This is a genomic window from Massilia sp. 01N417 (assembly GCF_056399645.1).
Genome location: NZ_JBFTRS010000006.1, coordinates 103,874 through 127,867 on the forward strand (window position 1 = coordinate 103,874; position 23,994 = coordinate 127,867).

A 23,994-nucleotide genomic window follows, 5' to 3' on the forward strand; every position below is an offset into this window, starting at 1 on the left:
GTGCGTGGCAAGTGATGTGAGATACGGATTCCGTGATTGTACCGTACCGGCAGCCGGTGATTTATTCGAAAAAACGCATACCGGCATATGGCGCCGCACGGCACCGGGCCAGGCGGCTGGCCAGATTGCCGACGTGGGCCTCGAGCCGGTGGCCGTCCGGATCCAGGAAATAAAAGGAGTCGCCTTCGCTCTTGTTTGTTCGCCATTCGACTACGCCGGCCTCGAGCAGGCGCGCACGGAAGGCGGCGAAATCGCCCTGGGCGATATCGAAGGCGTAGTGCGTATAGTCCGGCTCAGCGGGGGCGGCGCGCTTGCCGTCGAGCGACAGGCACAGCCACAGCCCGCCCAGGCTCAGGTAGGCGCCCGTGTTCCAGATCGCGGCAGGCCTGAAGCCGAGCAGGTCCTTGTAAAAGGCGAAACTGCGTTCCAGGTCGGCAACGGCCAGGGTCAGGTGATTCAGTCCGCTCAGCAATCGGTGGCGTCCAGGAAGGCCGCGACCATGCGCTCCAGGCCGGCCTTGTCCTCGTCCGAGAAACGCTCCAGCTTCGGGCTGTCGATATCGAACACGCCGACCAGCTTGCCGTTCTTGATGACCGGAATCACGATTTCCGAGGCCGAGGCCGAATCGCAGGCGATGTGGCCGGGGAAGGCGTGCACGTCCGGCACCACGATGGTTTCGCGCTGCACGGCGGTGGTGCCGCAGACGCCGCGGCCGAAGGGGATGCGGGCGCAGGCCGGCTTGCCCTGGAAAGGGCCGACCAGCAGGTCCTGGCCTTCACCCTTCTTGCTCGGCACGGTGAAATAGAAGCCGGCCCAGTTCAGGTCGGCAAGGGTGTCGTAGACCAGCGCCGAAAACTGCGAGGCATTGGCGGTGAGGTCGCGCTCGCCTTCGAGGACGCTGGCGACCTGGCGTACCAGCAGGTCATAGTCGGGGCGGGTGCTGCGTTCGGGATTGATGTGCATGGCGTGAGTTCGAAGGAACTGATCGGAAAGCGATATTTTACCGCCAGCATGGCAATACTGCCGGGCCGAACCGGCGCGTCGCCTACAGCCATCGCAAGCTCGAAAGCGATGTTCCTTTGACCACGGGCCGGGCTACGACTTCTGAATCTGGCGCAGGGCCGGCACGATGGCATGCAGGCTGTCGACCTCGCAGGTCGGTACGGCTTCGCCCGCATTGCCCAGCCTGCCCGGATTGAACCAGCAGCTGTCGATGCCGAAGCGGTTGGCGCCGAGGATGTCGGCGTCCAGCCGGTCGCCGACGATGACGGTTTCATGCTTCGCAAAAGCGCGCGCCATCTTTGCCGCGTAGTCGAAGAAGCGGCTGTCCGGCTTGGCGTAGCCGCAAGCCTCGGAGGTCGAGACGAAGGAGATGTGGTCCTTCAGACCCGAGCTGGCGATGCGGCGGGTCTGGATGTGCTCGACGCCATTGGTGATGATGCCGACTTCGCCGATGGCCGACAAGGTTTCGCAGACCTGCCTGGCGCCGTCGATGAGGACGACCGTGTCCGACAGCGACTCGAGATAGAGGTGGCTGGCGGCGGCCGGATCGAGGTCGAGGGCGTTCTGCGCGAAGGTGCGGCGGAAGCGTTCGACTTTCAGGAAATCCTTCGAGACGGTTCCCAGCTCGAATTCCTTCCACAGCGCGATATTGATCGCCTGGTAACGCGGGAACAGGGCTTCGATGCCGTCTTTCAGGCCGAGCGCCTGCATGGTGCGCACGAAGGACAGTTGTTCGGATGCCTTGAAGTCGAGCAGGGTGTCGTCGAGGTCGAACAGGAAGAGCGTATGTTTCATCGGCTATATATTAGCCGAGCATGCGAACTCTGTCTCAGGTGGTCAGCGGCGTCATGACCAGCTTGCCGAAGGCGGGGCGCGCCGCAAGGCGGTCGAACCATGCCTGCAGGCCGGGCAGGGGCTCGCGTTCGATCGGCAGCGCGAACCAGCGCCAGGCCGCGCAGCCGGCGGCGATATCGCCCACCGTGAACGTGGCGCCGCCGACGTAATCCTGTCCGCCCAGATGGCCGTCGAGAATGCGCATCGCGGACAGGGCGGCGATACGCTGCTCCTCGATCCGTGCCGGATCGCGGTCGGCCGCGGGCGTGCGCATGAAGGCGCGGAACAGGGGCAGCAGGGCCGGCCACAAGGTCGAATTCGTCCAGTCCATCCAGCGCTCGGCGTCGGCACGCGCGCGGGGATCGAGCGGCAACAGGCCGTCCTGCGCATAGCGACCCGCGAGATACCTGACGATGGTGTTGGATTCCCAGACCACGAAGCCGTCGTCGTCGATGGTAGGCACCAGGCCGTTCGGATTCAGGCTGCGGAAGGCCGGCGTGCCGACCACGCCGAAGTGGCGGCCGGCGTCGATGCGGCGATAGTCGAGCGCCAGCTCCTCGCAGCACCAGAGGACCTTCTGCACATTGATCGAATCGGCATTGCCCCAGACGGTAATCACGGCGCCGCTATCAACCGATGAAGGAATCGAACTGCATGTCGAATTCCTGCAGCGCCTTCTGCGCATTCTGCATCTTCTTCCTGAATTCCGGGCCGCGCTGCAGGGCCAGGCCGACCGCCAGCACGTCGATCACGACCAGGTAGGCCAGGCGCGCCGAAATCGGCGTGTAGGGGTCGGTCGCGAACACCAGGTCGATCGGGATCAAGAGGCTGGCCATGTCCGCCAGCGGCGTGCCGGAGGGCGCCAGCACGATCACCTCGGCGCCGCCGCGGCGCGCCAGTTTCGCCGAACGGGTGAGTGCGGGGTTGTTGCCGCGCTGGGAGATCGCCACCACCACGTCGCCTTCGCGCAGCAGGGCCGCGGCGATCGAGTGGATGGCCGGATCCGTGTAGGCGATGGTCGGCACGCCGGAGCGGAAGAACTTGTGCTGGGCGTCGGCGGCCACGAAGCCGGAGGTGCCCTGGCCGTAGAACTCGATCTTGTTGGCGCGCGACAGGACGTCCAGCGCCTTCTGGATCAGCTCCGGCTTGAGGTTGTTGCGCAGGTCGAGCAGGGTGTTGATCGAGCGGCTGCAGATCTTGTTGACCAGGTCGGCGGCGAGGTCGTCCTGGGCCGGCTGCTCGGTGGCGCCGGGCAGGGCCAGCGCCAGGCCTTGCGCCAGCTTCAGCTTGAACTCGTGCCAGCCGTCGTAGCCGAGGGTGCGGCAGAAGCGCACCACGGTCGGCTCCGACACCTGGGCGGCGCGCGCCAGCGCGGTGATGTTCTGGCTGACGGTGGCGCTGGGCGAGGCCAGCACGGCGAGCGCCACCTTGCGTTCGGATTTCGACAGCGAGTCGAGCTGGGTGCGGATGGAATCGAGCAGCACGGGGTCGGCGTCCTTAATCTTCCGGCAGCGCTTCTTCGCGCCACTGCAGGCCGTCGCGGCCGATCAGGGCGCTGGACGCGGCCGGGCCCCAGGTGCCGGAGGAGTAGGGTACCGGCGAAGTGTCGTCCTGCTCCCAGTAATCGAGGATGGGCTCGACCCATTCCCAGGCCGCTTCCAGCTCGTCGCCGCGCATGAACAGGGTCAGCTGGCCGCGCAGTACATCCAGCAGCAGCCGTTCGTAGGCTTCCATGCGCGGCGCCTTGAACTGCTCGCGGAAATCGAGTTCGAGCTCGGCCTGCTTCAGGCGCATGCCGTCGCCCGGGGTCTTGGACATCAGGTTCAGCGACAGGCCCTCGTCCGGCTGCAGGCGGATCACCAGGCTGTTCGGCTGGAAGCTGGAGGTCGGCTGGTTGAAGATCGAGTGCGGAATCGGCTTGAAGCGCACGACGATCTCGGCCAGGCGGTCGGCCATGCGCTTGCCGGTGCGCAGGTAGAAGGGCACGCCGGCCCAGCGCCAGGTATCGATCTCGGCCTTCATGGCGACGAAGGTCTCGGTCTTCGACTGCTTGGGCGCGCCCGGCTCGTCGCGGTAGCCCGGCACCGGCTGGCCGTCGACGTAGCCGGCGCGGTACTGGCCGCGCACGATGTTCTGCGTCAGCGTGGTCGGGGTGAAGCGCTTCAGCGAGCGCAGCACCTGCAGCTTGGAATCGCGCACGGCGTCCGGCGCGATCGAGGTCGGCGGTTCCATGGCGACGATGCACAGCAGCTGCAGCAGGTGGTTCTGCAGCATGTCGCGCAGGGCGCCGGAATTGTCGTAGTAGCCGAGGCGGTTGCCGACGCCGATCTTCTCGGCGATGGTGATCTGCACGTCCGAGATCCACTCGCGGCGCCACAGCGGCTCGAACAGGACGTTACCGAAGCGCAGGGCCAGCAGGTTCTGCACGGTTTCCTTGCCCAGGTAGTGGTCGATCCGGTAGATCTGCGATTCGGCGAAGACCTTGCCGACGTCCAGGTTGATCTGCTTGGCCGACTCCAGGTCGCGGCCCAGCGGCTTTTCCAGCACCACGCGCGAGTTCGGCGTCGCCAGGCCGCTGGCGGCCAGGTTGTCGCAGATCCTGGCGAACAGCGAGGGCGGGGTGGCCAGGTAGTAGACGCGGGTCAGGGACTCGTCCTTGCGCAATGCCTCGGCCAGGCCGGCGTAGCTCTTCAGGTTGACGGCATCGACGGATACCCAGGTGATGCGGTCCAGGAATTTCTTCCAGGCGGCTTCGTCGACGCTTTCCTTGATGTGCGGTTTCGAATTCGTCTCGACCATCTGCAGGAAGCCTTCCTGCGTCATCTCTTCGCGGCCCACGCAGATGATGCGCGCGCTCGAGGGAAGGTCGTTGGCGACGTCGCGGGCATACATCGCGGGCAGGAGTTTGCGCATCGCGAGGTCGCCGCTGCCGCCGAAGAAAACGAGATCGAAATCGGAAAGAGCCATGGAGTATCTGATCGAAAGGAGGAGGGATAAGCTTGAGTTGTAAATTTACTACACGAATATTGATCGCGCAAGAAAATTTACTACGTCATCGAGCGATCCGAAAAAATATGGTGCCACATCCATTCAAGGGTCGGCGCCTAGGGTGGGCACACCGTGCCCACGCGACATCAGCCGCGGTATTCCGGCATCTCGAGCCCGGCCACATCGACACGGAACGCCAGCACCTTGCCGCTATTCGGCATCGCCGCCAGCTCCTCCGCCGGACGGCCGCCGCAAGCACTGGTCACGTACAGGGTGCGCAGGTCCGGGCCGCCGAAGCACACCGCGGTCGGGCACTTCACCGGCAAATCCACCTGCTGCAGCAGCTCGCCGGTGGGCGACAGCTTCAGGATGCGGCCGCCTTCGTACATCGCGATCCAGTAATTGCCTTCGCTGTCGAGCGCGGCGCCGTCGGGACGGCCGCCATAGGTGCCCGAAGTCTTGTCCGCCTCGAAAGTGACCAGGTTGCGGCGGTTCGACGCGGTACCGCTGGCGAGGTCGTAGTCGTAGCAGTCGATGCGGTGGCTGGTGGTATCGGCGTGGAACATGGTCTTGCCGTCCAGGGACCAGGCCAGGCCGTTCGAATTGGTCATGCCGCCGCTCCAGGCCAGGCGCAGCTTGCCCCTTTCCAGCACGTACATCTCGGCCTTCGGCTGGTCGCGCGGTTCGTAGATGGTGCCGACCCAGAAGCGCCCGGCCGGGTCCACGCGGCCGTCGTTGAAGCGCATGACCTTCGTATCGTAGGGCGCGGGCGCGATGTCGTCGACTTCGCCGCTGCTGGTATTCAGGTAGACGAAACCGTTGCGGGTCGAGATCACCAGGTTGTTGTCGATGTCGATCGCCAGCGCCGACGGTTCGCTGTCCATCTTCCACGCCGAATACTTGCCGCTGGCCGGATGCAGGCGGTGCACGGTCAGAGCGGGAATGTCGACCCAGTACAGCGCCGATTCGACCGCATGCCAGATCGGGCATTCGCCGGTCTTCATCGCCTCGTCGTGCACTACCAGGAAATGTTCGGTTTTCATGAGGACTCCTTCCTGAGACTCAGATGGCGGCCTTGGCGCGCGCGATCAGGCCATTGGTCGAGCTATCGTGCCCGGCCGGCTGCGATTCTCCGTTCAGCTCCGCCTCGATCTTCTTGGCCAGCACCTTGCCCAGCTCGACGCCCCACTGATCGTAGCTGTTGACGTCCCACAGCGCGCCCTGCACGAAGACCTTGTGCTCGTACAGCGCGATCAGGGCGCCCAAGGTGGCCGGGTTCAGGTAATCCATCAGGATGGTGTTGCTGGGGCGGTTGCCCGGGAAGGTCTTGTGCGGGACCAGGCGTTCGATTTCTTCCGCCGGCTGGCCGGCGAGGTCGGCGCGTACCTCGTCCGCGGTCTTGCCCTTCATGAAGGCTTCCGATTGCGCGAAGCAGTTGGCCAGCAGGGCCGCGTGGTGGTTGTGGAATTCATGGGCCGGACGCAGGGCGGCGATGAAATCGATCGGTGTCACGTCCGTGCCCTGGTGCAGCAGCTGGAAGTAGGCGTGCTGGCCGTTGGTGCCGACGTCGCCCCAGATCACCGGACCGGTCTCGTAGTCGGTGATGGTGTCGCCGGCGCGCGTGACGCGCTTGCCGTTGCTTTCCATGTCGAGCTGCTGCAGGTAGGCCGGGAAGCGGTTCAGGTCCTGGTGGTAGGGGGCGATCGAGACCGAGGCGCAGTCGAGGAATTCGCGGTTCCAGAAGCCGACCAGGGCCAGGATCATCGGCAGGTTCTGCTCGATCGGGGCGGTGCGGAAGTGCTCGTCCATGGCGTGCGCGCCGGCCAGGAAATCGCTGAAGTAGCCGAAGCCCACGCACAGCGCGACCGGCAGGCCGATCGCCGACCACACCGAGTAGCGGCCGCCGACCCAGTCCCAGAACGGGAACATGTTGGCCGGGTCGATGCCGAAGGTCTTGATGGCTTCGACGTTGGTCGATACCGCGACGAAGTGCTTGGCGAGCGCTTGTTCAGCTGACTGAGCCGGCGCGTTCTGCAGGAACCAGGCGCGGGCCGTGTTCGCGTTCATCATGGTCTCGGCCGTGGTGAAGGTCTTCGAGGCGATGATGAAGAGCGTGGTTTCCGGATTCACGCGCGACAGCGCGGCGTCCATGTCGTGGCCGTCGACGTTGGAGACGAAGTGCATGGTCAGGCGCGGATGGGCGAACTGGCGCAGCGCCAGGCAGACCATCTTCGGGCCGAGGTCGGAGCCGCCGATGCCGATGTTGACGACGTCGGTGATTTCCTTGCCGGTGTAGCCCTTCCACGAACCGTTGCGCACGCTGTCGCTGAAGGTCCGGATATGGTCCAGCACGGCATGCACGTCGCCGGTCACGTCCTGGCCGTCCAGCGTGAAAGGCTTGTTGCGCGGTGCGCGCAGGGCGGTGTGGAGGACGGCGCGGTTTTCCGTCAAGTTGATCTTCTCGCCGGCAAACATGGCGTCGCGCAAACGCTCGACGCCGCGCTCGCGCGCGAGTTGCGCCAGCAGTTCAAGCGTGCGCCCGTCCAGGCGGTTTTTTGAATAGTCTAGAAACAGCCCGGCGGCCTCGCAGGAGAGGCGTTCGAAGCGCTGCGGATCTTGTGCGAACAGCTCGCGCATCTGCCATTCCCGGGCCTGGGAAGCATGGTTACGGAGCGACTGGTAGCTGGCGGTGCTAGTGAGAAGAGGTTGGCGCATAGGTAGTGGTGGCGACGGACGGTATGATGACATTTTATGCAGATTATCGAATCATACAGGAAGCGGGCGTAAAATCACTACAAATTATGTTCAGGGATGCGTGGGCACGGTGTGCCCACCCTACCGTAGGGCGGGCACACCGTGCCCGCGATCAATGTTTGCACATCCCGATACGTCATGCGAAAACGGGGCGCTGGCATGCGCCCCTTCGTATTTTGTAGTAAAATTTCAGAAATCCAATTCATAAGGAACGATCATGGCGGTGCATCCCGTAGTAGAGAAGGTGACCCAACGCATCATCCAGCGTAGCCGGCCCTCGCGCCAGGCTTACCTGGCGCACCTGGACGCGGCACGCGTCAAAGGCGTCCAGCGCGGGACGCTGGCGTGCACGAACCTGGCGCACGGCTTTGCGGCATTCCCGGCCAGCGACAAGCTCAAGCTGCGCGAGCAGAAGCAGCCGTCGGTGGCCATCGTTTCCTCGTACAACGACATGCTGTCGGCCCACCAGCCCTTCGAGTACTTCCCGAAAGTGATCAAGGACGCGGTGCGCGACGTCGGCGCGGTGGCCCAGTTCGCCGGCGGCGTGCCCGCCATGTGCGACGGCATCACGCAAGGCCAGCCGGGCATGGAGCTGTCGCTGTTCTCGCGCGACACCATCGCGATGTCGACCGCCATCGCGCTGTCGCACAATATGTTCGACGCCAGCCTCTACCTGGGCATCTGCGACAAGATCGTGCCGGGCCTGCTGATCGGCGCGCTGCACTTCGGCCACATCCCGGGCATCTTCGTGCCGGGCGGTCCGATGACCACCGGTATCTCGAACAAGGAAAAGGCGGCGATCCGCCAGCGCTATGCGAAAGGCCAGGCCACCCGCGAAGAGCTGCTGGAAGGCGAGTCCGCGGCCTACCACGGCGCCGGCACCTGCACCTTCTACGGCACCGCCAACAGCAACCAGATGCTGATGGAGATGATGGGCCTGCACCTGCCGGGCGCCGCCTTCATCACCCCGGGCACCCCGCTGCGCGATGCGCTGACCCGCGCCGCTGCCCAGCGCGCCGTCAAGATCTCCCAGCAGGGCGGCGAATATATGCCGATCGGCCACATCGTCGACGAGAAGAGCATCGTCAACGCGATCGCCGCGCTGCACGCGACCGGCGGCTCGACCAACCACACCATGCACCTGATCGCGATCGCGCGCGCAGCCGGCATCGTGGTCGACTGGAACGATTTCGACGAGCTGTCGAAGGTGGTGCCGCTGCTGGCGCGCGTCTACCCGAACGGCGACGCCGACGTGAACCACTTCCAGGCCGCCGGCGGCCCGACCTTCGTGATCCGCGAACTGCTGGATGCCGGCCTCGCCCATGACGACGTCAACACCATCCTCGGCCGCGGCCTGCGCGCCCACTGCAAGGAGCCGTTCCTGGACGGCGACCAGGTGGTCTGGAAAGACCTGCCGGAACAGAGCGGCGACGAGGCCGTGCTGCGCAAGCACACCAACCCGTTCAGCCCCGATGGCGGCCTGATCCTGGTGCAGGGCAACCTGGGCCGCGCCGTCATGAAGGTCTCGGCCGTCAAGAAGGAACATCACATCGTCGAGGCGCCGGCCAAGACCTTCGATTCGCAGGAAGACTTCATGCACGCGTACAAGGCCGGCCATCTGAACACCGACTTCGTCGCCGTGATCCGCTTCCAGGGCCCGCGCGCCAACGGCATGCCGGAACTGCATGCGCTGACCCCGGCGCTGTCGAACCTGCAGGATGCCGGCTACCACGTGGCGATGGTCACCGACGGCCGCATGTCGGGCGCGTCCGGCAAGGTGCCGGCGGCGATCCACGTGTCGCCGGAAATCCTGGCCGGCGGCCCGCTGGGGCTGGTGCGCGATGGTGATATCATCCGTGTCGACGCGACCGCGGGCACGCTGGAGGCGCTGGTGCCGGCCGACGTGTGGGCATCGCGCAAGATGGCCACGGCAGACCTGAGCAGGAGCCACATCGGCATGGGCCGCGAGCTGTTCGAGGTATTCCGCAAATCCGTCACCGCAGCCGAGGAGGGCGCCGCCCACTTCCCGCTGCCGTCGCCGATCGACACCACCGTTCCCCTGCACGAAGGCACCGACAGCGGTGAGATCATGCCGGGTTCCGACGAAGACTTCCTGTTCCGTAAATCCAAGTAAGAGAGCGCAACGATGAGTACTGATATGAGCCTGCTCGACATCATGAAATCGGCCGTCGTGATCCCGGTGATCGCGATCGACGATCCGGACCACGCCGTTCCCCTCGCCAAGGCGCTGGTCGCCGGCGGCATCCGCGTGCTCGAGGTGACCCTGCGCACCAGGCATGGCCTGGAGGCGATCCGCGCCATGGCCCAGGTCGAAGGCGCGATCGTCGGCGTCGGCACCCTGACCCAGCCGGAGGAATTCGCCGCCTCGCGCGATGCCGGGGCAAGGTTCGGCGTGTCGCCGGGCCTGACTCCGGCCCTGATCGAGGCAGCGAAGAAGAGTGGCCTGCCGCTGCTGCCGGGCTGCATGACCCCGTCCGAAGTGATGGTGGCGCGCGAAGCCGGCTTCAAGCAGCTGAAGCTGTTCCCGGCGGTGCCGGCAGGCGGCGTCGGCATGCTGAAGGCGATCGCCGGCCCGCTGCCGGACGTGACCTTCTGCCCGACCGGCGGCATCTCGATCGAGACCGCGCCGCAGTTCCTGGCGCTGAAGAACGTGGCCTGCGTGGGCGGCTCCTGGCTGACCCCCGCGGACGCGATGAAGGCCGGCGACTGGGACCTGATCACCGACCTGGCCAGGTCCGCGTCGAGCCTGCGCGCCGCTTAAGGCTTGCATGGCGCGCGGGTTGACCCCGGGCGAGATCGCGATGGCGTCGCTGCTGTTCGGCGGCGCCATCGACTACAGCCGCGTGCGTGTCCACGACCGCCGCTACCTGCCGCTGCAGCCGAAGAACTGTGCGATGTCCCCCAACGGCAGCATCTACTTCCACCGTTCCTGCTTCCTGCCCGACTACAGCCTGGGCAATCCCACCGTCATCCACTGGTTCATGCACGAGATGGTGCATGTTTGGCAGCACCAGATGGGCTACCCGGTCCGCCTGCGCGGCGCGATCCGCCTGGGCCTTTCCTACCACTACGAACTGCGCGAAGGCGCCAGCCTGGGCGACTACAATATGGAAGCCCAGGGCGAGCTGCTGGCCGATTACTTCGCACTGAAATTCCTGCAACTGCCGCGCATCGTGCGCCAGCGCAGGCATGCGCATCAGCTGGGCTTGTACGAACATGTGCTGGCCGGATTCCTGTCCAATCCTAGGGGCCGCGACAATCTTCCTAAAGGCCGTGCACGCAGGTTCATACGTCGTCCCCGCGAAGAAGGGGATCCAGGTTCGTAGCGCCGCCACCGGCCCAAGCAAGCTCCAATTGCGCCCAATCAACCCCCAGCCAAGCCCGCCAACGTAGGCTTTCCCGCGTACGTTCGTTCCCAGGCGAGACCGTCATGCGATTTCCACTCCTTCTATGCGTGCTGTGTTTCCTCGTGCCGGCTGCGGATGCCGCTGCCCGCATCGGCGCGGCCGAGGTGCGCGAGGGCCCGCGCGGCGGTCCGTGCTTTACCATCAGCCCGCGCGAAGACCGCGAAGGGACCCCGGACTTCCACTCCGTCACCGTCACGGACGGCCAGCGCCTGCTGTGGAAGATGGCCATGCCGCCCGAGCGCACCTTCCCCCTCCGTTTCTCGATGTGCGTGCCTTACGGCGGGCAGGTCGCGTCCCTGCCGCGCACCAGGGCGGTCGCGCTGGAGCCGGGCAAGGTCTATTACCTGCGCATCGACGCCAGGCCCGGCAAGGTCCGCGCCGCCGCCCAGGCCTACGAGGCGCGCTTCTGCCTGGCGAAGCAGCGCGACGGCAGCGCCGTCGTGCACCAGATCTGGGATGGCGAGCGGCCCGGCAAGCGCCTGTTCGGCTGCCTGCCGCCGGAGCAGTGACTAGCCTTCGGTACGCCCGTCCGGGCGGTCGTGTTCGTAATGCCTGGCGAGCGGAAAAGGCGGCAGCCAGGATTCGCGGCGCACGGTCCACAGTTCGTAGGTCGGCCTGAACTGGTCCATCATGGATCTCGGCGATCGGGCTAGCTCAGCCGCGCCGCGCCGCCTCGATGGCTGCGACATCGATCTTCACCATGCCCATCATCGCTTCGAAGGCCCGCTTGGCCGCCGCCGGGTCGGGATCGACGATGGCTTCGGACAGCACGCGCGGCGTGATCTGCCACGACAGGCCCCATCTGTCCCTGCACCAGCCGCAGGCGATTTCCTGGCCGCCGTTGCCGACGATGGCATTCCACAGGCGATCGGTTTCTTCCTGGTCGTCGGTCGCGATCTGGAAGGAGAAGGCGTCGGTGTGCGGGTGGCCCGGACCGCCGTTCAGGCCGAGGCAGGGGATGCCGGCCACCGTGAACTCGACCGTCAGCACATTGCCCTGTTTGCCGGCGGGGTAGTCGCCCGGCGCGTGGTGGACCGCCGTAACCGCGCTGTCCGGAAAGGTGGCGGCATAGAACTGCGCCGCTTCCAGTGCGTCCTTGTCGAACCACAGGCAAATCGTGTTCTTGCTGATCATCCTCGTCTCCTCAGGGGTGAAAAAATGCCGGCTGGGTAGGGTGCTTCTTGTGTTATTGTTGGCAACAATTCATGGCACGCCAGTCTAGCAGTCTTCTGTCCGGCAAGGCACTGTAAGTTCTTGCAGGCCGGCGTGTTCGAGGTATCACGGTTCCCTTACCTGGAGAGCAGGGTGGCGCAGCAGTTCGGCATGGATGGACATCAGGATTGGCTGCAGGGCCTGGCGGAAGCGCGCACCGAGGCCGCCTTGCTGGAGCTGCTGGTAAAGGCGGCCGGGGAGCTCGGCTTCGACTACTGCGCGTTCGGCATGCGCCTGCCGCTGCCGTTCTCGAACCCGCGCACCATCATGGTCAACAATTATCCGCAAGCCTGGCAGCTGCGATACCAGTCCGAGCAGTACATGAAGGACGATCCCACCGTGGCCCACGGCATGAGCTCGACCCGGTCCCTGCTGTGGTCGGAGGCGCTGTTCGCATCCAGCCGCGCGCTGTGGGAAGATGCGCGCGCCCACGGACTGCAGATCGGCTGGGCCCAGCCGACGCACGACCTCAAGGGTGTCGCCAGCCTCTTGACGCTTGCCCGTTCGGGCGAGCCCATCGCGCACAGCGAATACCAGGCGAACTCGCACAAGATGCACTGGCTGGCCCAGGCGGCGCATGCTGCGCTGTCGAACATCCTGGCCGCCCGGCCGGACGGCGCGGCCTCGATCAGGCTGACCGAGCGCGAGGTCGAGGTGCTGCGCTGGGCGGCGGACGGCAAGACGGCTTCGGAGTCCGCGGAGATCCTGGCGATCTCGGAGCGCACGGTGATCTTCCACATCGATAACGCGTTGCGCAAGCTGGGCGCGGCCAACAAGACGGCGGGTGTGCTGAAGGCGGCGATGCTGCGACTGATCTGAGGTCTGCCCGCATCCGGTAGAATGGCGGCATTTCTCACCTGCCAACAACATCATCATGACTCAGGACGAACTCAAGCAGGCGGTAGCCCGCGCCGCCATCGACTATGTGGTCGACGGCGAAATCATCGGCGTCGGCACCGGCTCGACCGCCAATTTCTTCATCGACGAACTCGGCAAGATCAAGCACCGCATCAAGGGCGCGGTCGCGTCTTCGGAAGCCACCGCCGCCCGCCTGCGCAGCCACGGCATCGAGGTGCGTGACCTGAACGACGTCGAGTCGATCTCCGTCTACGTCGACGGCGCCGACGAGATCGACGCTTCCGGCGCCATGATCAAGGGCGGCGGCGCGGCCCTGACGCGCGAGAAGATCGTCGCGTCCGTTTCGAAGAGCTTCGTGTGCATCGCCGACGGTTCCAAGCTGGTCCAGACCCTGGGCACGTTCCCGCTGCCGGTCGAAGTCGTGCCGATGGCGCGCGCGGCCGTGATGCGCAAGCTGGCGGCCCTCGGCGGCCAGCCGAAGCTGCGCACCAAGCCGGGCAGCGATGAAGCCTTCGTCACCGACAACGGCGGCCACATCATCGACGTGGCCGGCCTGTCGATCACCGATCCGGTGGCGCTGGAAACGGAAATCAACCAGATCGTCGGCGTGATCGCCGTCGGCCTGTTTGCCCAGCGCGGCGCCAACGTCTGCCTGCTGGGCATGGCGGAAGGCGTCAAGACCCTGAGCTTCTGATCCGGAGCGCGGCATGAAGCGTCTGCCTTGCATGATCTTCCTTGCCGCGCTGCTGGGCGGCTGCTCGATGTTCCACCAGCCGATGCCTCCCGTGTCCGCGGCGGCGCCGGCGCCGGCCAGGCCTGCCGGGCCGGTCGACGCGGACGGCACGCCGATCCAGAAGCTGCCGTTCCGCCTGGGCGTCTCGTCGAACACCGTCGAGAAGCTGGCCAGGCAGCAGGCCTGCACGGGCGGGCAGGGCGCCGGCCTGGTCACCGAGCCGGGCCCGGTCGAGGTCTACCGCATGCAATGCGATAGCGGCAAGGTGTTCATGGCGCGCTGCGAAATGCGCCAGTGCCGCCAGTTGTGACGCGCGTGGTTCGCCGCGCCTGGCCTTCGCCGTCCAGCTGGCGCTGATCCTGCTGGCCTGCTGATGCCGAGGCCCGACAAGGCGGGCGCGCCTTCGCGGCCCTGGGGCTGGTGCTGCTCAGCGGCGGCATCTTGTACGGCAACTGGTGCAGTCCCGAGATGGTCACGGCGGCAGCCCTGTTGGCGGGCATGATGCTGTTCGTGCGGGCGCCGTCGCGCGTTCGCCGCCTTTGTCTGCTTTTCGTTCATCCAATCGTGCGCATGCATACTTCTGCAGTGCAGCATGCTATCGTCTTGACATAACTTTACGAATTCTTACAGTTCATTAGCATTTCGCACAGCTGATTCCCCATAGAATTTCCGTATCGTTTTTAGTGCAAGGTCGGAATATGAAACCAGCAGGTGAACAAGCCATCGGGCTCGATGCCTGGCGCAAGCATGGCGCCAAGCCCGCTTTTGCCGGACCCCATGTTGCGCCGCACCCATCGGGATTCGATGCTGCCCGTCCTTTCCTCCCGGCCGTGCAGGCCCCGCTGGTCTCTCCCGCACTGCTGGGGAAAGCCGACAAGATCCTGTTCATCGCCCACCTGGCCCTCGGCGACTTCACTTACCTGCAGGGCTGCTTCCAGGCCTTCGCCCAGGCCCATCCCCACCTGAAGATCCACCTGTGGGTCGACGAGCGCCGCCGCACCTCCCGTTCTTCGGAATGGGAGCATCTCCGCAAATATGCCTTGTACGACTGGCTGGCCGAATGCCCGTACATCCACAAGGTCTACGACGAAACCTACAGCCCCCGGCTCTACCGCGAATCGCTGGAAGCGGCGCGCCGGGAAGACTATCCGGTCGTGGTCTCGCTCGCCGTGCTGGAGCGCCACAAGTACGCCAGCCTGGCGCGCAGCATCAGCCCGCACGGCTTCGTGGTCGGGCAGAAGAAACGGGTGCGGCCCTACGACCTGCCCAAGCGCCTCGTCTACCGCAAGCTGGACGCCTTCATCCCGGCCTACACGGCGGCTTCCCATGCCGGCCAGCACATCAGCGACATCTACGCCGGCTGGTTCACCCAGCTATTCGGCATGGAGATTCCGCCGTCCGCGCGCTTTCCGGTGCTCCAGGTGGCGGACAAGTGGGTCGCCTATGCGCGCGGGCAGTTCGCGGACTGGGGCTTCATGGGCGTCGACGGTCAGCCGTCCCGCGTGGTCTTCGTCAACGCGTTTTCCAAGTCGGTGGAACGCAGCTGGCCGCTCGAACGGGTCATCGGACTGATCCGAACCATGCGCTGCGAGACGGACTGGCGCGACGCCGGCTTCGTCGTCAACGTGGTGCCCGAGGAGCTGGAGCGGGCCCGCGAGCTGTTCGCGGCGGCCGGGCTGGAGCGGACCTGGCTGTTCAGTGCGGAAGACAATTTTTTCCAGTTGCCGGCCGTATTGAGCCTGTGCGAACTGGTCATCTCGGTGGAAACGGCCGTGATGCACCTGGCGAATGCCGTCCACGTGCCGGTGATCGCCCTGATGCGGCAAAACAATCCGGAATGGGCGCCGATCGACCGGGGCAACAGCACCGTGATCACCGCGCCCCAGCGCGGCGACTGGGTCGACAGGATAGGCGTGCAGGATGTGATGGCGGTGCTCAAGGCTTGACCCCGCTCAGAGGGGATCGCTGCGAAGAAAGTGAAAACGACAACGGCGCCAGATCTGGCGCCGTTTTGCTTTGCTGCGATGCGGACGATCAGGCCGTCGGCGGCACGTAACCGGCTGCCTGGTCGGCACCTTCGCCAAAGAAATGGCGCTCCATCTGGGTCGCCAGGTATTTGCGGGCGCGGGCGTCGGCCATGTTCAGGCGGTTTTCGTTGATCAGCATGGTCTGGTGCTTGAGCCAGCCCTGCCACGCTTCCTTCGACACGCTTTCATAGATCCGCTTGCCCAGTTCGCCCGGGTAGGGCGGGAAGTCCAGGCCTTCGGCTTCCTTGTTCAGTTTGATGCAGTGGACGGTGCGCGCCATGTTCTTGCTCCTGGTTCGATTCGGAAAGCGACAATTATAAGGTCTTGATGAAAATCTGCGACCGGCGCTGCCAGTTATACATGTGGGCGCGGTCCTTCGGCAGGTCGTCCACGGTGGCCGGCACGAAGCCGCGCTTCTTGAACCAGTGCGCGGTGCGGGTGGTCAGCACGAACAGCTTGGTCAGGCCGGCGGCCCTGGCGCGGTTTTCGATGTTCTTCAGGATGCGTTCGCCGTCGCCCTGGGTCTGGGCGTCCGGGCTCACGGTCAGGCAGGCCATCTCGCCCATCTTCTCGCCGGGGAAGGGGTAGAGCGCGGCGCAGCCGAAGATCACGCCGTCGTGCTCGATGACGGAGAAATGGTCGATCTCGCGTTCGATCAGCTCGCGCGGACGCTTGACCAGGGTGCCGTCGGCTTCCAGCGGTTCGATGAGCTTGATAATTCCGCCGACGTCCTCAATTGTGGCCTGGCGCAGGCTTTCCAGGTTCTCGTGGCTGATCATGGTGCCCACGCCGTCGTGGGTGAACAGTTCGAGCAGGGCCGAGCCGTCCAGCTGGTAGGGCACGATGTGGGAGCGGTCGACGCCGCTGTGGCAGGCCTTGATCGCGTGCTGCAGGTAGAACGAGGCGTCGTTCGGCAGGAAACCCGCCTGCAGCACGGCTTCGGCCTGGTGCGACGACAGTTCGCGGATCTCGGCGCCGGCGGCGTCAAGCATCATCGGCGTCTCCGTGATGAAGATGAGCTTTTCGGCATGCAGGGCGATCGCCGCCTGCGAGGCCACGTCTTCCATGGTCAGGTTGAACACCTCGCCGGTCGGCGAGAAACCGAGCGGCGACAGCAGCACGATATTGTCTTCGGTCTGCAGGATGGGGTGGATCTTCTCGGCCGCGATCTTGCGGGTGACGCCGGTCAGTTCGAAGTCGATGCCGTCGATCACGCCCAGCGGACGCGCGGTCACGAAGTTGCCGGAGACGATGCTGATGTGGGCATTCGACATCGGCGTGTTCGGCAAACCCTGGCTGAAGGCAGCCTCGATATCCAGGCGCAGTTCGCCGGCCGCTTCCTTCGCGCATTCCATCGCCGCGCCGTCGGTGATGCGCACGCCGTTGTGGAAGCGTCCCTCGACGTTACGCAGGGCGAGCTGCTCGGCGACCTGGGGCCGCGAGCCGTGCACCAGCACGACGCGGATGCCGAGGCCGACCAGCAGGGACAGATCCTGGGCCAGCACGGGCAGGGCGCCGGCGGCGACCAGCTCACCTGGGAAGGCGACGACGAAAGTCTTGCCGCCGAACGCGTGAATATACGGCGCGACCGAGCGCAGCCACTGGACGAATTGGGTAGGGTTTTCCATTTGCCGCATTATAATTGGCTGCGCGACTTGCGCACCAAATACCTTGTAAAAATCAATGTCAGAACAGACTAACAAGCCTTCGCCGAGCCCGGCGCGCGCCGCTTCCACCGACCGCAATCCAAGCCCGTCCCGCCAGGACGCGGGCCGCGCCGACACACGCGCGCCGCTGACGAAGACACCGGACCTGCAGGCCAAGCCGGAACGCGTGCACCGCGAGGCCGGCGAGCGCCGTGGTGGCGATGGCCGGCAAGGTGGAGGCCAGCGGGGCGGACGCGATGGTGCGCTGGCGAATGCGCTCGCGCAGGCGAAGGCGCGTGCGCCCGCAGCCACGCCGCAGGGCGGCGAACGTGGCCAGCAGCGCAAGGCCGGCGACGGCGAGCGCCGCCAGCGTGAAGAGGGCCGCGGCGAGCAGCCGCGCGGCGAACGCAAGCCGCCGCTGCGCACCCCGCTCCCGGTCATCACCTTCCCCGAAGACCTGCCGGTTTCCGGCCGCCGCCGCGAGATCGCCGAAGCCCTGCAGAAGCACCAGGTCATCATCGTCTCCGGCGAAACCGGCTCCGGCAAGACCACCCAGCTGCCCAAGATCTGCCTGGAACTGGGCCGCGGCGAGAAGGGCATGATCGGCCACACCCAGCCGCGCCGTATCGCGGCTTCCAGCACCGCCAAGCGCATCGCCTTTGAGCTGGGCACGCCGCTGGGCGAGCACGTGGGCTACAAGGTGCGCTTCAACGACACTCTGCAGCCGGGCGCCTGGGTCAAGCTGATGACCGACGGTATCCTGCTGGCCGAGACCCAGACCGACCCGCTGCTCAAGGCCTACGACACCATCATCATCGACGAGGCCCACGAACGCAGCCTGAACATCGACTTCCTGCTGGGCTACCTGAAGGAGATCCTGCCGCGCCGCCCGGACCTGAAGGTGATCATCACCTCGGCGACCATCGACGCCGAGCGCTTCGCGCGCCACTTCGGCAGCGAGAGCAAGCCGGTGCCGGTCATCGAAGTCTCCGGCCGCCTGTACAAGGTCGAGGTGCGCTACCGCCCGGTCGACCGCGACCCGGTGTCCGCTCCCGCAGGCGCCTCCGATTCGGGCAAGTCGGTGTCGAAGGCCCAGGCCGCGCGCGACAAGCGCGACCTGATCGACGCCGTGGTCGACGGCGTCGATGAGCTCTGCCGCCTGGGACAGGGCGACGTGCTGGTGTTCCTGCCCGGCGAGCGCGAGATCCGCGACTGCGCCGAGGCGCTGCGCAAGCAGCATCCGCCGCACGTCGAGATCCTGCCGCTGTTCGCCCGCTTGTCCAGCGAGGAGCAGGACCGCGTCTTCAAGACCACCAACGCGCGCCGCATCGTGCTGGCGACCAACGTGGCCGAGACCTCGCTGACCGTGCCCGGCATCCGCTACGTCGTCGATTCCGGCCTGGCGCGTGTAAAACGCTACAGCTACCGCAACAAGGTCGAGCAGCTGCAGGTCGAGGCGATCGCGCAGTCGGCGGCCAACCAGCGCGCCGGCCGCTGCGGCCGCGTGGCCGACGGCGTCTGCATCCGCCTGTACGAGGAAGACGATTTCCTGCAGCGTCCGAAATTCACGGACCCGGAGATCCTGCGTTCCTCGCTGGCGGCCGTCATCCTGCGCATGAAGTCGCTGCACCTGACGGACGTCGAAACCTTCCCCTTCGTCGAACCGCCGCAGGGCCGCGCGATCGCCGACGGCTACCAGCTGCTGCAGGAACTGGGCGCGGTCGACGATGCCAACGAGCTCACGCCCATGGGACGCAAGCTGGCCAAGCTGCCGCTCGACCCGCGCGTGGGCCGCATGATCCTGGCCGCCGTCGACAACGACTGCCTGACCGAGATGCTGATCATCGCGTCTGCGCTGTCGGTGCAGGACCCGCGCGACCGGCCGATGGAATACCAGCAGCAGGCCGATGAGAAGCATAAAAAATTTGCCGACGAGAAGAGCGAATTCCTCAGCTATATCAAGATCTGGCGCTGGTTCGAGCAGGCCATCGAACACAAGAAATCGAACCGCCAGCTGATGGAAACCTGCCGCGAGAACTTCCTCTCGCAGCTGCGCCTGCGCGAGTGGCGCGACGTGCACTCGCAGCTGCTCACCATCGTCAGGGAGCAGGGCTGGCGCCTGAGCGAAGCCCCGGCCACCTACGAGCAGCTGCACCTGGCGCTGCTGACCGGCCTGCTCGGTAACATCGGCTACAAGATGGAAGAGGAAGGCGGAACGCCTTCCGGTGGTCACTATCTCGGCGCGCGCGGCATCAAGTTCCACATCTGGCCCGGTTCCTACCTCGGCAAGAAGGCGGGCAAGTGGGTGATGGCGGCCGAACTGGTCGAGACCACGCGCCTGTATGCGCGCACCCTGGCCCAGATCCAGCCCGAGTGGGTCGAGAAGATCGGCGGCCACCTGTTGAAAAAATCCTGGGGCGAGCCGCGCTGGGAAAAGCGCAGCGCCCAGGTGACGGCCAGCGAGCGTGCGACCCTGTACGGGATCGTCGTCTACAGCCAGCGCCGCATCAACTACGCCAACATCAATCCGGCCGAATCGCGCGAGATCCTGATCCGCGACGCGCTGGTGGGGGGCGACTACGACACCCGCGCGCCCTTCTTCGCCCACAACCAGAAGCTGATCCGCGAAATCGAGAACCTCGAGCACAAGTCGCGGCGCCTCGACGTGCTGGTCGACGACCAGCTGATCGCGGCCTTCTACGACAAGGAGATCCCGGGCGACATCGTCAACGGAGCAGGCTTCGAGAAGTGGTACAAAGACGCCTCGCGCGACAACCCCAAGCTGCTGTTCCTGAACAAGGAGGAGCTGATGCGCCACGAGGCGGCCGGCGTCACCACCGAGCTGTTCCCGAAGACGATGAATGTCACCGGCATCGAGATGTCGCTGAGCTACCACTTCGAGCCGGGCAGCCCGCGCGACGGCGTCACCTTGACCGTGCCGCTGTTCGCGCTGAACCAGATCCCCTCGGCGCGGCCGGGCTGGCTGGTGCCGGGCATGCTGAAGGAAAAAGTGCAGCTGCTGCTGAAGTCCCTGCCGCAGAAGCTGCGCCGCCACTGCGTGCCGCTGCCGGACTACGCGGCCGGCTTCTTCGAGCGCAACCAGGACCCGGTGCGCTTCGGTCGCGGCGACCTGATCGACGCCCTGATCGCCGACATCCACCAGCACACCAGTGCGCGCGTGCTGACCACCGACTTCAAGCTGGAGACCCTGCCGGCCCACCTGTTCATGAATTTCAAGGTGGTCGACGAGCATGGGCGCCAGCTCGACATGGGGCGCAACCTGGCCACGCTCCAGGCGGAACTGGGCAGCCAGGCGCGCCAGAGCTTCCAGCGCATGGCGGAATCCACGCCGGCGGCCGTGGCCAGCGGCCAGGCGAAGGCGCAGGCGGCGTTCGGCAAGCCCGCTGCGGCATCCGGCTCGGCGTCCGGCGCGGCTTCTGCTCCGGCTCCCGCCGCGAATGCGCCGGCGGCGAAAGGCAAGGAAGCGGCAGCGGCGCCGGCCGGCACACCTGCGTCGGCCACCACCAACATCACCGGGTGGACCTTCGGCGAGCTGCCGGAACTCCTGGAGATCAACCAGGGCAAGCTGACCCTGATCGGCTTCCCGGCCCTGGTCGACAAGGGCACGCATTGCGACCTGGAAGTCTTCGACGACCCCAACGTGGCCGCGCGCACCCACCGTATCGGCCTGCGCCGCCTGTTCGCGCTGCAGTTCAAGGACCAGCTCAAGTTCGCCGAGAAGAACATCCCCGGCCTGCAGCAGATGGGCATGCAGTTCATGTCGGTCGGTTCGTCCGACGACCTGCGCGAGCAGATCGTCAACAAGGCCATCGACATCGCCTGCCTGCAGGATCCGCTGCCGCACGATGCGGCGTCCTTCAACAAGCGGAAGGACGAGGGCAAGGGGCGCATCGGCCTCCTGATCAACGAGATCGCGCGCCTGGTGGGACAGGTGCTGGCCGAGTTCCACGGCATGCCCAAGCGCCTGCAGAACCTGCCGCAGGCGGTGGCCGCCGACATGCAATCGCAATTGAAGGAACTGGTGCACAAGCGCTTCATCGCCGACACCGAGTACAGCCAGCTGGCCCACTTCCCGCGCTACCTGAAGGCGATGAACGTGCGTCTCGAAAAGCTGCGCACCAATACGGCGCGCGACGCCCAGCTGATGGCGGAGTGGCAGACGGCGGCGAGCCAGTTCCAGCGCACCATCAAGAACCAGCCGCTGAAGAACCTCGATCCGCGCATGACGGACTTCCGCTGGATGCTGGAAGAGCTGCGCGTCTCGCTGTTCGCGCAGGAGCTGAGGACGCCGATGCCGGTGTCCAGCAAGCGCCTGCAGAAGGTGTGGGAGTCGATGCTGCGCTAATCCGCGCGGCTATGCCGCCGGCGCGGATGCCGCGGCCTGCGCCGCCCGTGCCTGGATTTTTTTCACGGTGAACAGCATCGTGACCGGCGCGGCCGCGTGCAGCACGATCAGCCACCACAGGCTGCTGGTGAGCGCATAGCCGATCGCGAAGGCGAAGGAGGCAGCGATCGAGCCGGCGAACTGGCGCGGATTCTTGTAGCCATGCGCCGCGCCGTAGGCGATGGCGGCCAGCGCGATCGCCACCGGCAGGCCGGTGAGCGGCGGGACCACGAGCAGCAGGTAGCCTCGGAACAGGATCTCCCAGGCTGCGGTCATGAGGACGGAGGTGGCCAGATAGGCCGCGCTCTCGAGCGCCGTGCGCGGCATCGCGAAGGGCAGGTGCTGCAGCCGTGCTTCCTGCGCGGTGCGCTGCGCCGGCGTCATCCTGTTCTCCATCCGTTTGCCGGCCAGGTGCAGCGCCAGCAGCACGCCGCAGGCGATGGCCAGGCCCCAGGCCGCAGCCGACGTCAGCGGGAAGGCCAGCCCGAGGTCGGCCGCCGAATGCCCGCCGCTCCACATGACCGCCACCAGTGCGGCAAGCAGCACCAGCACGAAGCGGGCCTGTTTCCAGTATGTGCGCAGGGGAGGCAGCGGCGGCTTGCGCGGGGCCGGATGCAGGCTGCGCCACAGGCGCTGAAGAGGGAAGACGAGCAGCAGGTACAGCGTCAGAAGCAGGTCGGGCAAGGGAAAAAGGTGGATACTGTTGGCCATGCTGGACAATACCAGCCGCGGGTGTCGAACAAATCCACGCTTTGTCACAACCACAAGAAAGAATGCCCATGCCGATGTCACGTATCACTTCCGCCGCCTTCGCGGCCTCCCTGTCGATCGGCTGCTGGAGCACCGCGGCGGCGGCGGCGCCGGTCGTCGCATCCGCAGCCGCGCCGCTGTCGATCGGCGACACCTGGACCATCCAGTCCGCCGCGCTCGGCGAGACCCGGCGCATCAACGTCTACGTCCCGGCCGGGATCCCCGCCGGCACGCCGCTGCCGGTGCTGTACATGCCGGACGGCGGCATGCTGGAAGACTTCCTGCACGTGGCCGGCCTGCTGCAGGTCGGTGCCGGCAACGGCACCGTGCGGCCGTTTCTCCTGGTCGGCATCGAGAACACCCAGCGCCGTCGCGACCTTACCGGTCCGACCGAGGTCGCGAAGGACCGCAGCATCGCACCCCAGGTCGGCGGCTCCCAGGCCTACCGCAACTTCATCCGCACCGAGCTGATGCCGGAAGTGGAAAAGCGCTACCGCGTCACGCGGGAGCGGGCCATCGTCGGCGAATCGCTGGCCGGGCTGTTCGTGGTCGAGACCCTGGCATTGGAGCCGGACCTGTTCGACACCTATATCGCCATCGACCCCAGCCTGTGGTGGAACGGCCGCCGGCTGGCCCAGCGCCTGAGCACGCAGCCGCCGTCCGGCGCGGTGAAGAAGACCCTGTACATCGCGGCCAGCGCCGATGCCCTGCCCGACATGGACCCCGCGCTGACGGCCAGCCTGGAAAAGGCGCCGGGCCTCGGCTTCAGTTATGAGGCCTGGCCCGGCGAGACGCATGCCACCGTCTATCATCCGGCCGCGTTGACGGCATTCCGGGCGGTGCTCAAGCCGCGCTGACCGCGCACGGCGGCGACATCGCGCGCCAGGCGTCCCAGGAAGCAGCCGTTGAAGATGCCGAACAGGGCGCACACGCCGGCCGCGACCAGCGCATCCTGGCGCGCATGCGGCAGCACCGCCAGCAGCACCGAGGCCGCGTACTTGGTGAAGAAGATCGCCATCATCATCGCCAGCGGCACCCAGCTGCCGCGCACGGTCACGCTGCCGGGCGCCGAGCCGGGGGCGGTGCGGCCACGGCCGGATTTCCACACCAGCAGCGCGGTGGCTGCCGCGGCGGCGGCCCAGGCGGCGTAGGCCAGGCCGCTCGAGCCGAACTTGCTGCCGACGTCCTGCAGCGACAGCACCAGCATCACGGCCGGGATGATGAACAGGCTGCGGACCTTCATCTCGCGGTCGCGCAGGGCGGCGGTGCCGCGCCAGACCAGCACGGCCAGGATGGCCCAGACGTAGACGGGGGTGTGGATCAGGATCTGCTGCAGCATGATGGGCTCCTTCGGCTT

General features: G+C 66.1%; 24 protein-coding genes. 10 read left to right on the forward strand and 14 right to left on the reverse strand.

What is annotated here, in order from left to right:
* Nucleotides 1-61: 61 nt before the first annotated feature.
* The 8 genes from fos to pgi all read right to left on the reverse strand — a co-directional run bounded on the left by fos (nucleotide 62) and on the right by pgi (nucleotide 7,539).
* Nucleotides 62-472 (reverse strand): fosfomycin resistance glutathione transferase, encoded by a 411-nt coding sequence (fos, locus tag AC1DOQ_RS08760; protein WP_477362234.1) that lies wholly within the window; start codon nucleotides 470-472, stop codon nucleotides 62-64.
* Entirely contained in the window at nucleotides 466-963 is a 498-nt protein-coding gene (locus AC1DOQ_RS08765) for a GAF domain-containing protein (protein WP_477362236.1), read from the reverse strand. The genes fos and AC1DOQ_RS08765 overlap by 7 nt, the downstream gene beginning before the upstream one ends.
* A 132-nt stretch (nucleotides 964-1,095) precedes the next feature.
* Nucleotides 1,096-1,797 (reverse strand): YjjG family noncanonical pyrimidine nucleotidase, encoded by a 702-nt coding sequence (locus tag AC1DOQ_RS08770; RefSeq protein WP_477362238.1) that lies wholly within the window; start codon nucleotides 1,795-1,797, stop codon nucleotides 1,096-1,098.
* A gap of 34 nt (nucleotides 1,798-1,831) precedes the next feature.
* Nucleotides 1,832-2,455: a glutathione S-transferase family protein gene (locus AC1DOQ_RS08775; RefSeq protein WP_477362240.1), complete on the reverse strand. Its 624-nt coding sequence runs from the start codon at nucleotides 2,453-2,455 to the stop codon at nucleotides 1,832-1,834.
* A 10-nt stretch (nucleotides 2,456-2,465) separates the two neighbouring features.
* Entirely contained in the window at nucleotides 2,466-3,320 is an 855-nt protein-coding gene (locus AC1DOQ_RS08780; RefSeq protein ID WP_477362242.1) for an SIS domain-containing protein, read from the reverse strand.
* Nucleotides 3,321-3,333: 13 nt separating this feature from the next.
* A complete protein-coding gene (gene zwf / locus AC1DOQ_RS08785) occupies nucleotides 3,334-4,803 on the reverse strand; it encodes a glucose-6-phosphate dehydrogenase (protein ID WP_477362244.1) in 1,470 nt (489 codons plus the stop codon).
* 167 nt (nucleotides 4,804-4,970) lie between these two features.
* A complete protein-coding gene (locus tag AC1DOQ_RS08790; protein WP_477362246.1) occupies nucleotides 4,971-5,867 on the reverse strand; it encodes an SMP-30/gluconolactonase/LRE family protein in 897 nt (298 codons plus the stop codon).
* Between the two features lie 19 nt (nucleotides 5,868-5,886).
* On the reverse strand, nucleotides 5,887-7,539 hold the full coding sequence (gene pgi, locus AC1DOQ_RS08795) for a glucose-6-phosphate isomerase (protein ID WP_477362248.1): 1,653 nt from the start codon (nucleotides 7,537-7,539) through the stop codon (nucleotides 5,887-5,889).
* Nucleotides 7,540-7,795: 256 nt separating this feature from the next.
* On the opposite strand from pgi, the gene edd reads away from it, so the two are divergent.
* From edd to AC1DOQ_RS08815, 4 genes are all read left to right on the forward strand, one after another.
* Entirely contained in the window at nucleotides 7,796-9,712 is a 1,917-nt protein-coding gene (edd, locus tag AC1DOQ_RS08800; protein ID WP_477362250.1) for a phosphogluconate dehydratase, read from the forward strand.
* Nucleotides 9,713-9,736: 24 nt separating this feature from the next.
* Nucleotides 9,737-10,360 (forward strand): bifunctional 4-hydroxy-2-oxoglutarate aldolase/2-dehydro-3-deoxy-phosphogluconate aldolase, encoded by a 624-nt coding sequence (eda, locus tag AC1DOQ_RS08805; RefSeq protein ID WP_477362532.1) that lies wholly within the window; start codon nucleotides 9,737-9,739, stop codon nucleotides 10,358-10,360.
* 7 nt (nucleotides 10,361-10,367) lie between these two features.
* Nucleotides 10,368-10,925 (forward strand): Rhs element Vgr protein, encoded by a 558-nt coding sequence (locus tag AC1DOQ_RS08810; RefSeq protein WP_477362252.1) that lies wholly within the window; start codon nucleotides 10,368-10,370, stop codon nucleotides 10,923-10,925.
* Between the two features lie 104 nt (nucleotides 10,926-11,029).
* Entirely contained in the window at nucleotides 11,030-11,515 is a 486-nt protein-coding gene (locus AC1DOQ_RS08815; protein WP_477362254.1) for a hypothetical protein, read from the forward strand.
* Here the strand turns inward: AC1DOQ_RS08815 and AC1DOQ_RS08820 are convergent, their stop codons facing one another.
* Nucleotides 11,516-11,638, reverse strand: a complete 123-nt coding sequence (locus AC1DOQ_RS08820; protein WP_477362256.1) for a hypothetical protein — start codon at nucleotides 11,636-11,638, stop codon at nucleotides 11,516-11,518. It abuts the gene before it with no gap.
* Nucleotides 11,639-11,660: 22 nt separating this feature from the next.
* Nucleotides 11,661-12,140 carry a VOC family protein gene (locus tag AC1DOQ_RS08825; protein WP_477362258.1) on the reverse strand — a complete coding sequence of 160 codons (480 nt, stop codon included), beginning with the start codon at nucleotides 12,138-12,140 and terminating at the stop codon, nucleotides 11,661-11,663.
* Nucleotides 12,141-12,272: 132 nt separating this feature from the next.
* Here AC1DOQ_RS08825 and AC1DOQ_RS08830 point away from each other — a divergent pair, with 132 nt between their 5' ends.
* The 4 genes from AC1DOQ_RS08830 (at nucleotide 12,273) to AC1DOQ_RS08845 (ending at nucleotide 15,755) form a co-directional block, all read left to right on the forward strand.
* Nucleotides 12,273-13,037, forward strand: coding sequence for an autoinducer binding domain-containing protein (locus tag AC1DOQ_RS08830; protein WP_477362260.1), 765 nt, complete (start codon nucleotides 12,273-12,275; stop codon nucleotides 13,035-13,037).
* 55 nt (nucleotides 13,038-13,092) lie between these two features.
* A complete protein-coding gene (gene rpiA / locus AC1DOQ_RS08835; protein WP_477362262.1) occupies nucleotides 13,093-13,770 on the forward strand; it encodes a ribose-5-phosphate isomerase RpiA in 678 nt (225 codons plus the stop codon).
* A 13-nt stretch (nucleotides 13,771-13,783) separates the two neighbouring features.
* On the forward strand, nucleotides 13,784-14,119 hold the full coding sequence (locus AC1DOQ_RS08840) for a hypothetical protein (protein WP_477362264.1): 336 nt from the start codon (nucleotides 13,784-13,786) through the stop codon (nucleotides 14,117-14,119).
* Nucleotides 14,120-14,507: 388 nt separating this feature from the next.
* Entirely contained in the window at nucleotides 14,508-15,755 is a 1,248-nt protein-coding gene (locus AC1DOQ_RS08845) for a glycosyltransferase family 9 protein (RefSeq protein ID WP_477362266.1), read from the forward strand.
* Between the two features lie 88 nt (nucleotides 15,756-15,843).
* Here the strand turns inward: AC1DOQ_RS08845 and AC1DOQ_RS08850 are convergent, their stop codons facing one another.
* Both AC1DOQ_RS08850 and argA read right to left on the reverse strand, forming a co-directional pair.
* Nucleotides 15,844-16,116 (reverse strand): oxidative damage protection protein, encoded by a 273-nt coding sequence (locus tag AC1DOQ_RS08850; RefSeq protein ID WP_477362268.1) that lies wholly within the window; start codon nucleotides 16,114-16,116, stop codon nucleotides 15,844-15,846.
* A gap of 34 nt (nucleotides 16,117-16,150) precedes the next feature.
* Entirely contained in the window at nucleotides 16,151-17,473 is a 1,323-nt protein-coding gene (gene argA / locus AC1DOQ_RS08855) for an amino-acid N-acetyltransferase (protein WP_477362270.1), read from the reverse strand.
* 46 nt (nucleotides 17,474-17,519) lie between these two features.
* Here argA and hrpA point away from each other — a divergent pair, with 46 nt between their 5' ends.
* Nucleotides 17,520-21,848: an ATP-dependent RNA helicase HrpA gene (gene hrpA, locus AC1DOQ_RS08860; RefSeq protein WP_477362272.1), complete on the forward strand. Its 4,329-nt coding sequence runs from the start codon at nucleotides 17,520-17,522 to the stop codon at nucleotides 21,846-21,848.
* Nucleotides 21,849-21,857: 9 nt separating this feature from the next.
* On the opposite strand, the gene AC1DOQ_RS08865 is transcribed toward hrpA, so the two are convergent.
* A complete protein-coding gene (locus AC1DOQ_RS08865) occupies nucleotides 21,858-22,598 on the reverse strand; it encodes a CPBP family intramembrane glutamic endopeptidase (protein WP_477362274.1) in 741 nt (246 codons plus the stop codon).
* Between the two features lie 68 nt (nucleotides 22,599-22,666).
* On the opposite strand from AC1DOQ_RS08865, the gene AC1DOQ_RS08870 reads away from it, so the two are divergent.
* On the forward strand, nucleotides 22,667-23,494 hold the full coding sequence (locus tag AC1DOQ_RS08870; RefSeq protein WP_477362276.1) for an alpha/beta hydrolase: 828 nt from the start codon (nucleotides 22,667-22,669) through the stop codon (nucleotides 23,492-23,494).
* Here the strand turns inward: AC1DOQ_RS08870 and AC1DOQ_RS08875 are convergent.
* A complete protein-coding gene (locus tag AC1DOQ_RS08875; protein ID WP_477362278.1) occupies nucleotides 23,446-23,976 on the reverse strand; it encodes a DUF6622 family protein in 531 nt (176 codons plus the stop codon). The genes AC1DOQ_RS08870 and AC1DOQ_RS08875 overlap by 49 nt on opposite strands.
* Nucleotides 23,977-23,994: the final 18 nt, after the last annotated feature.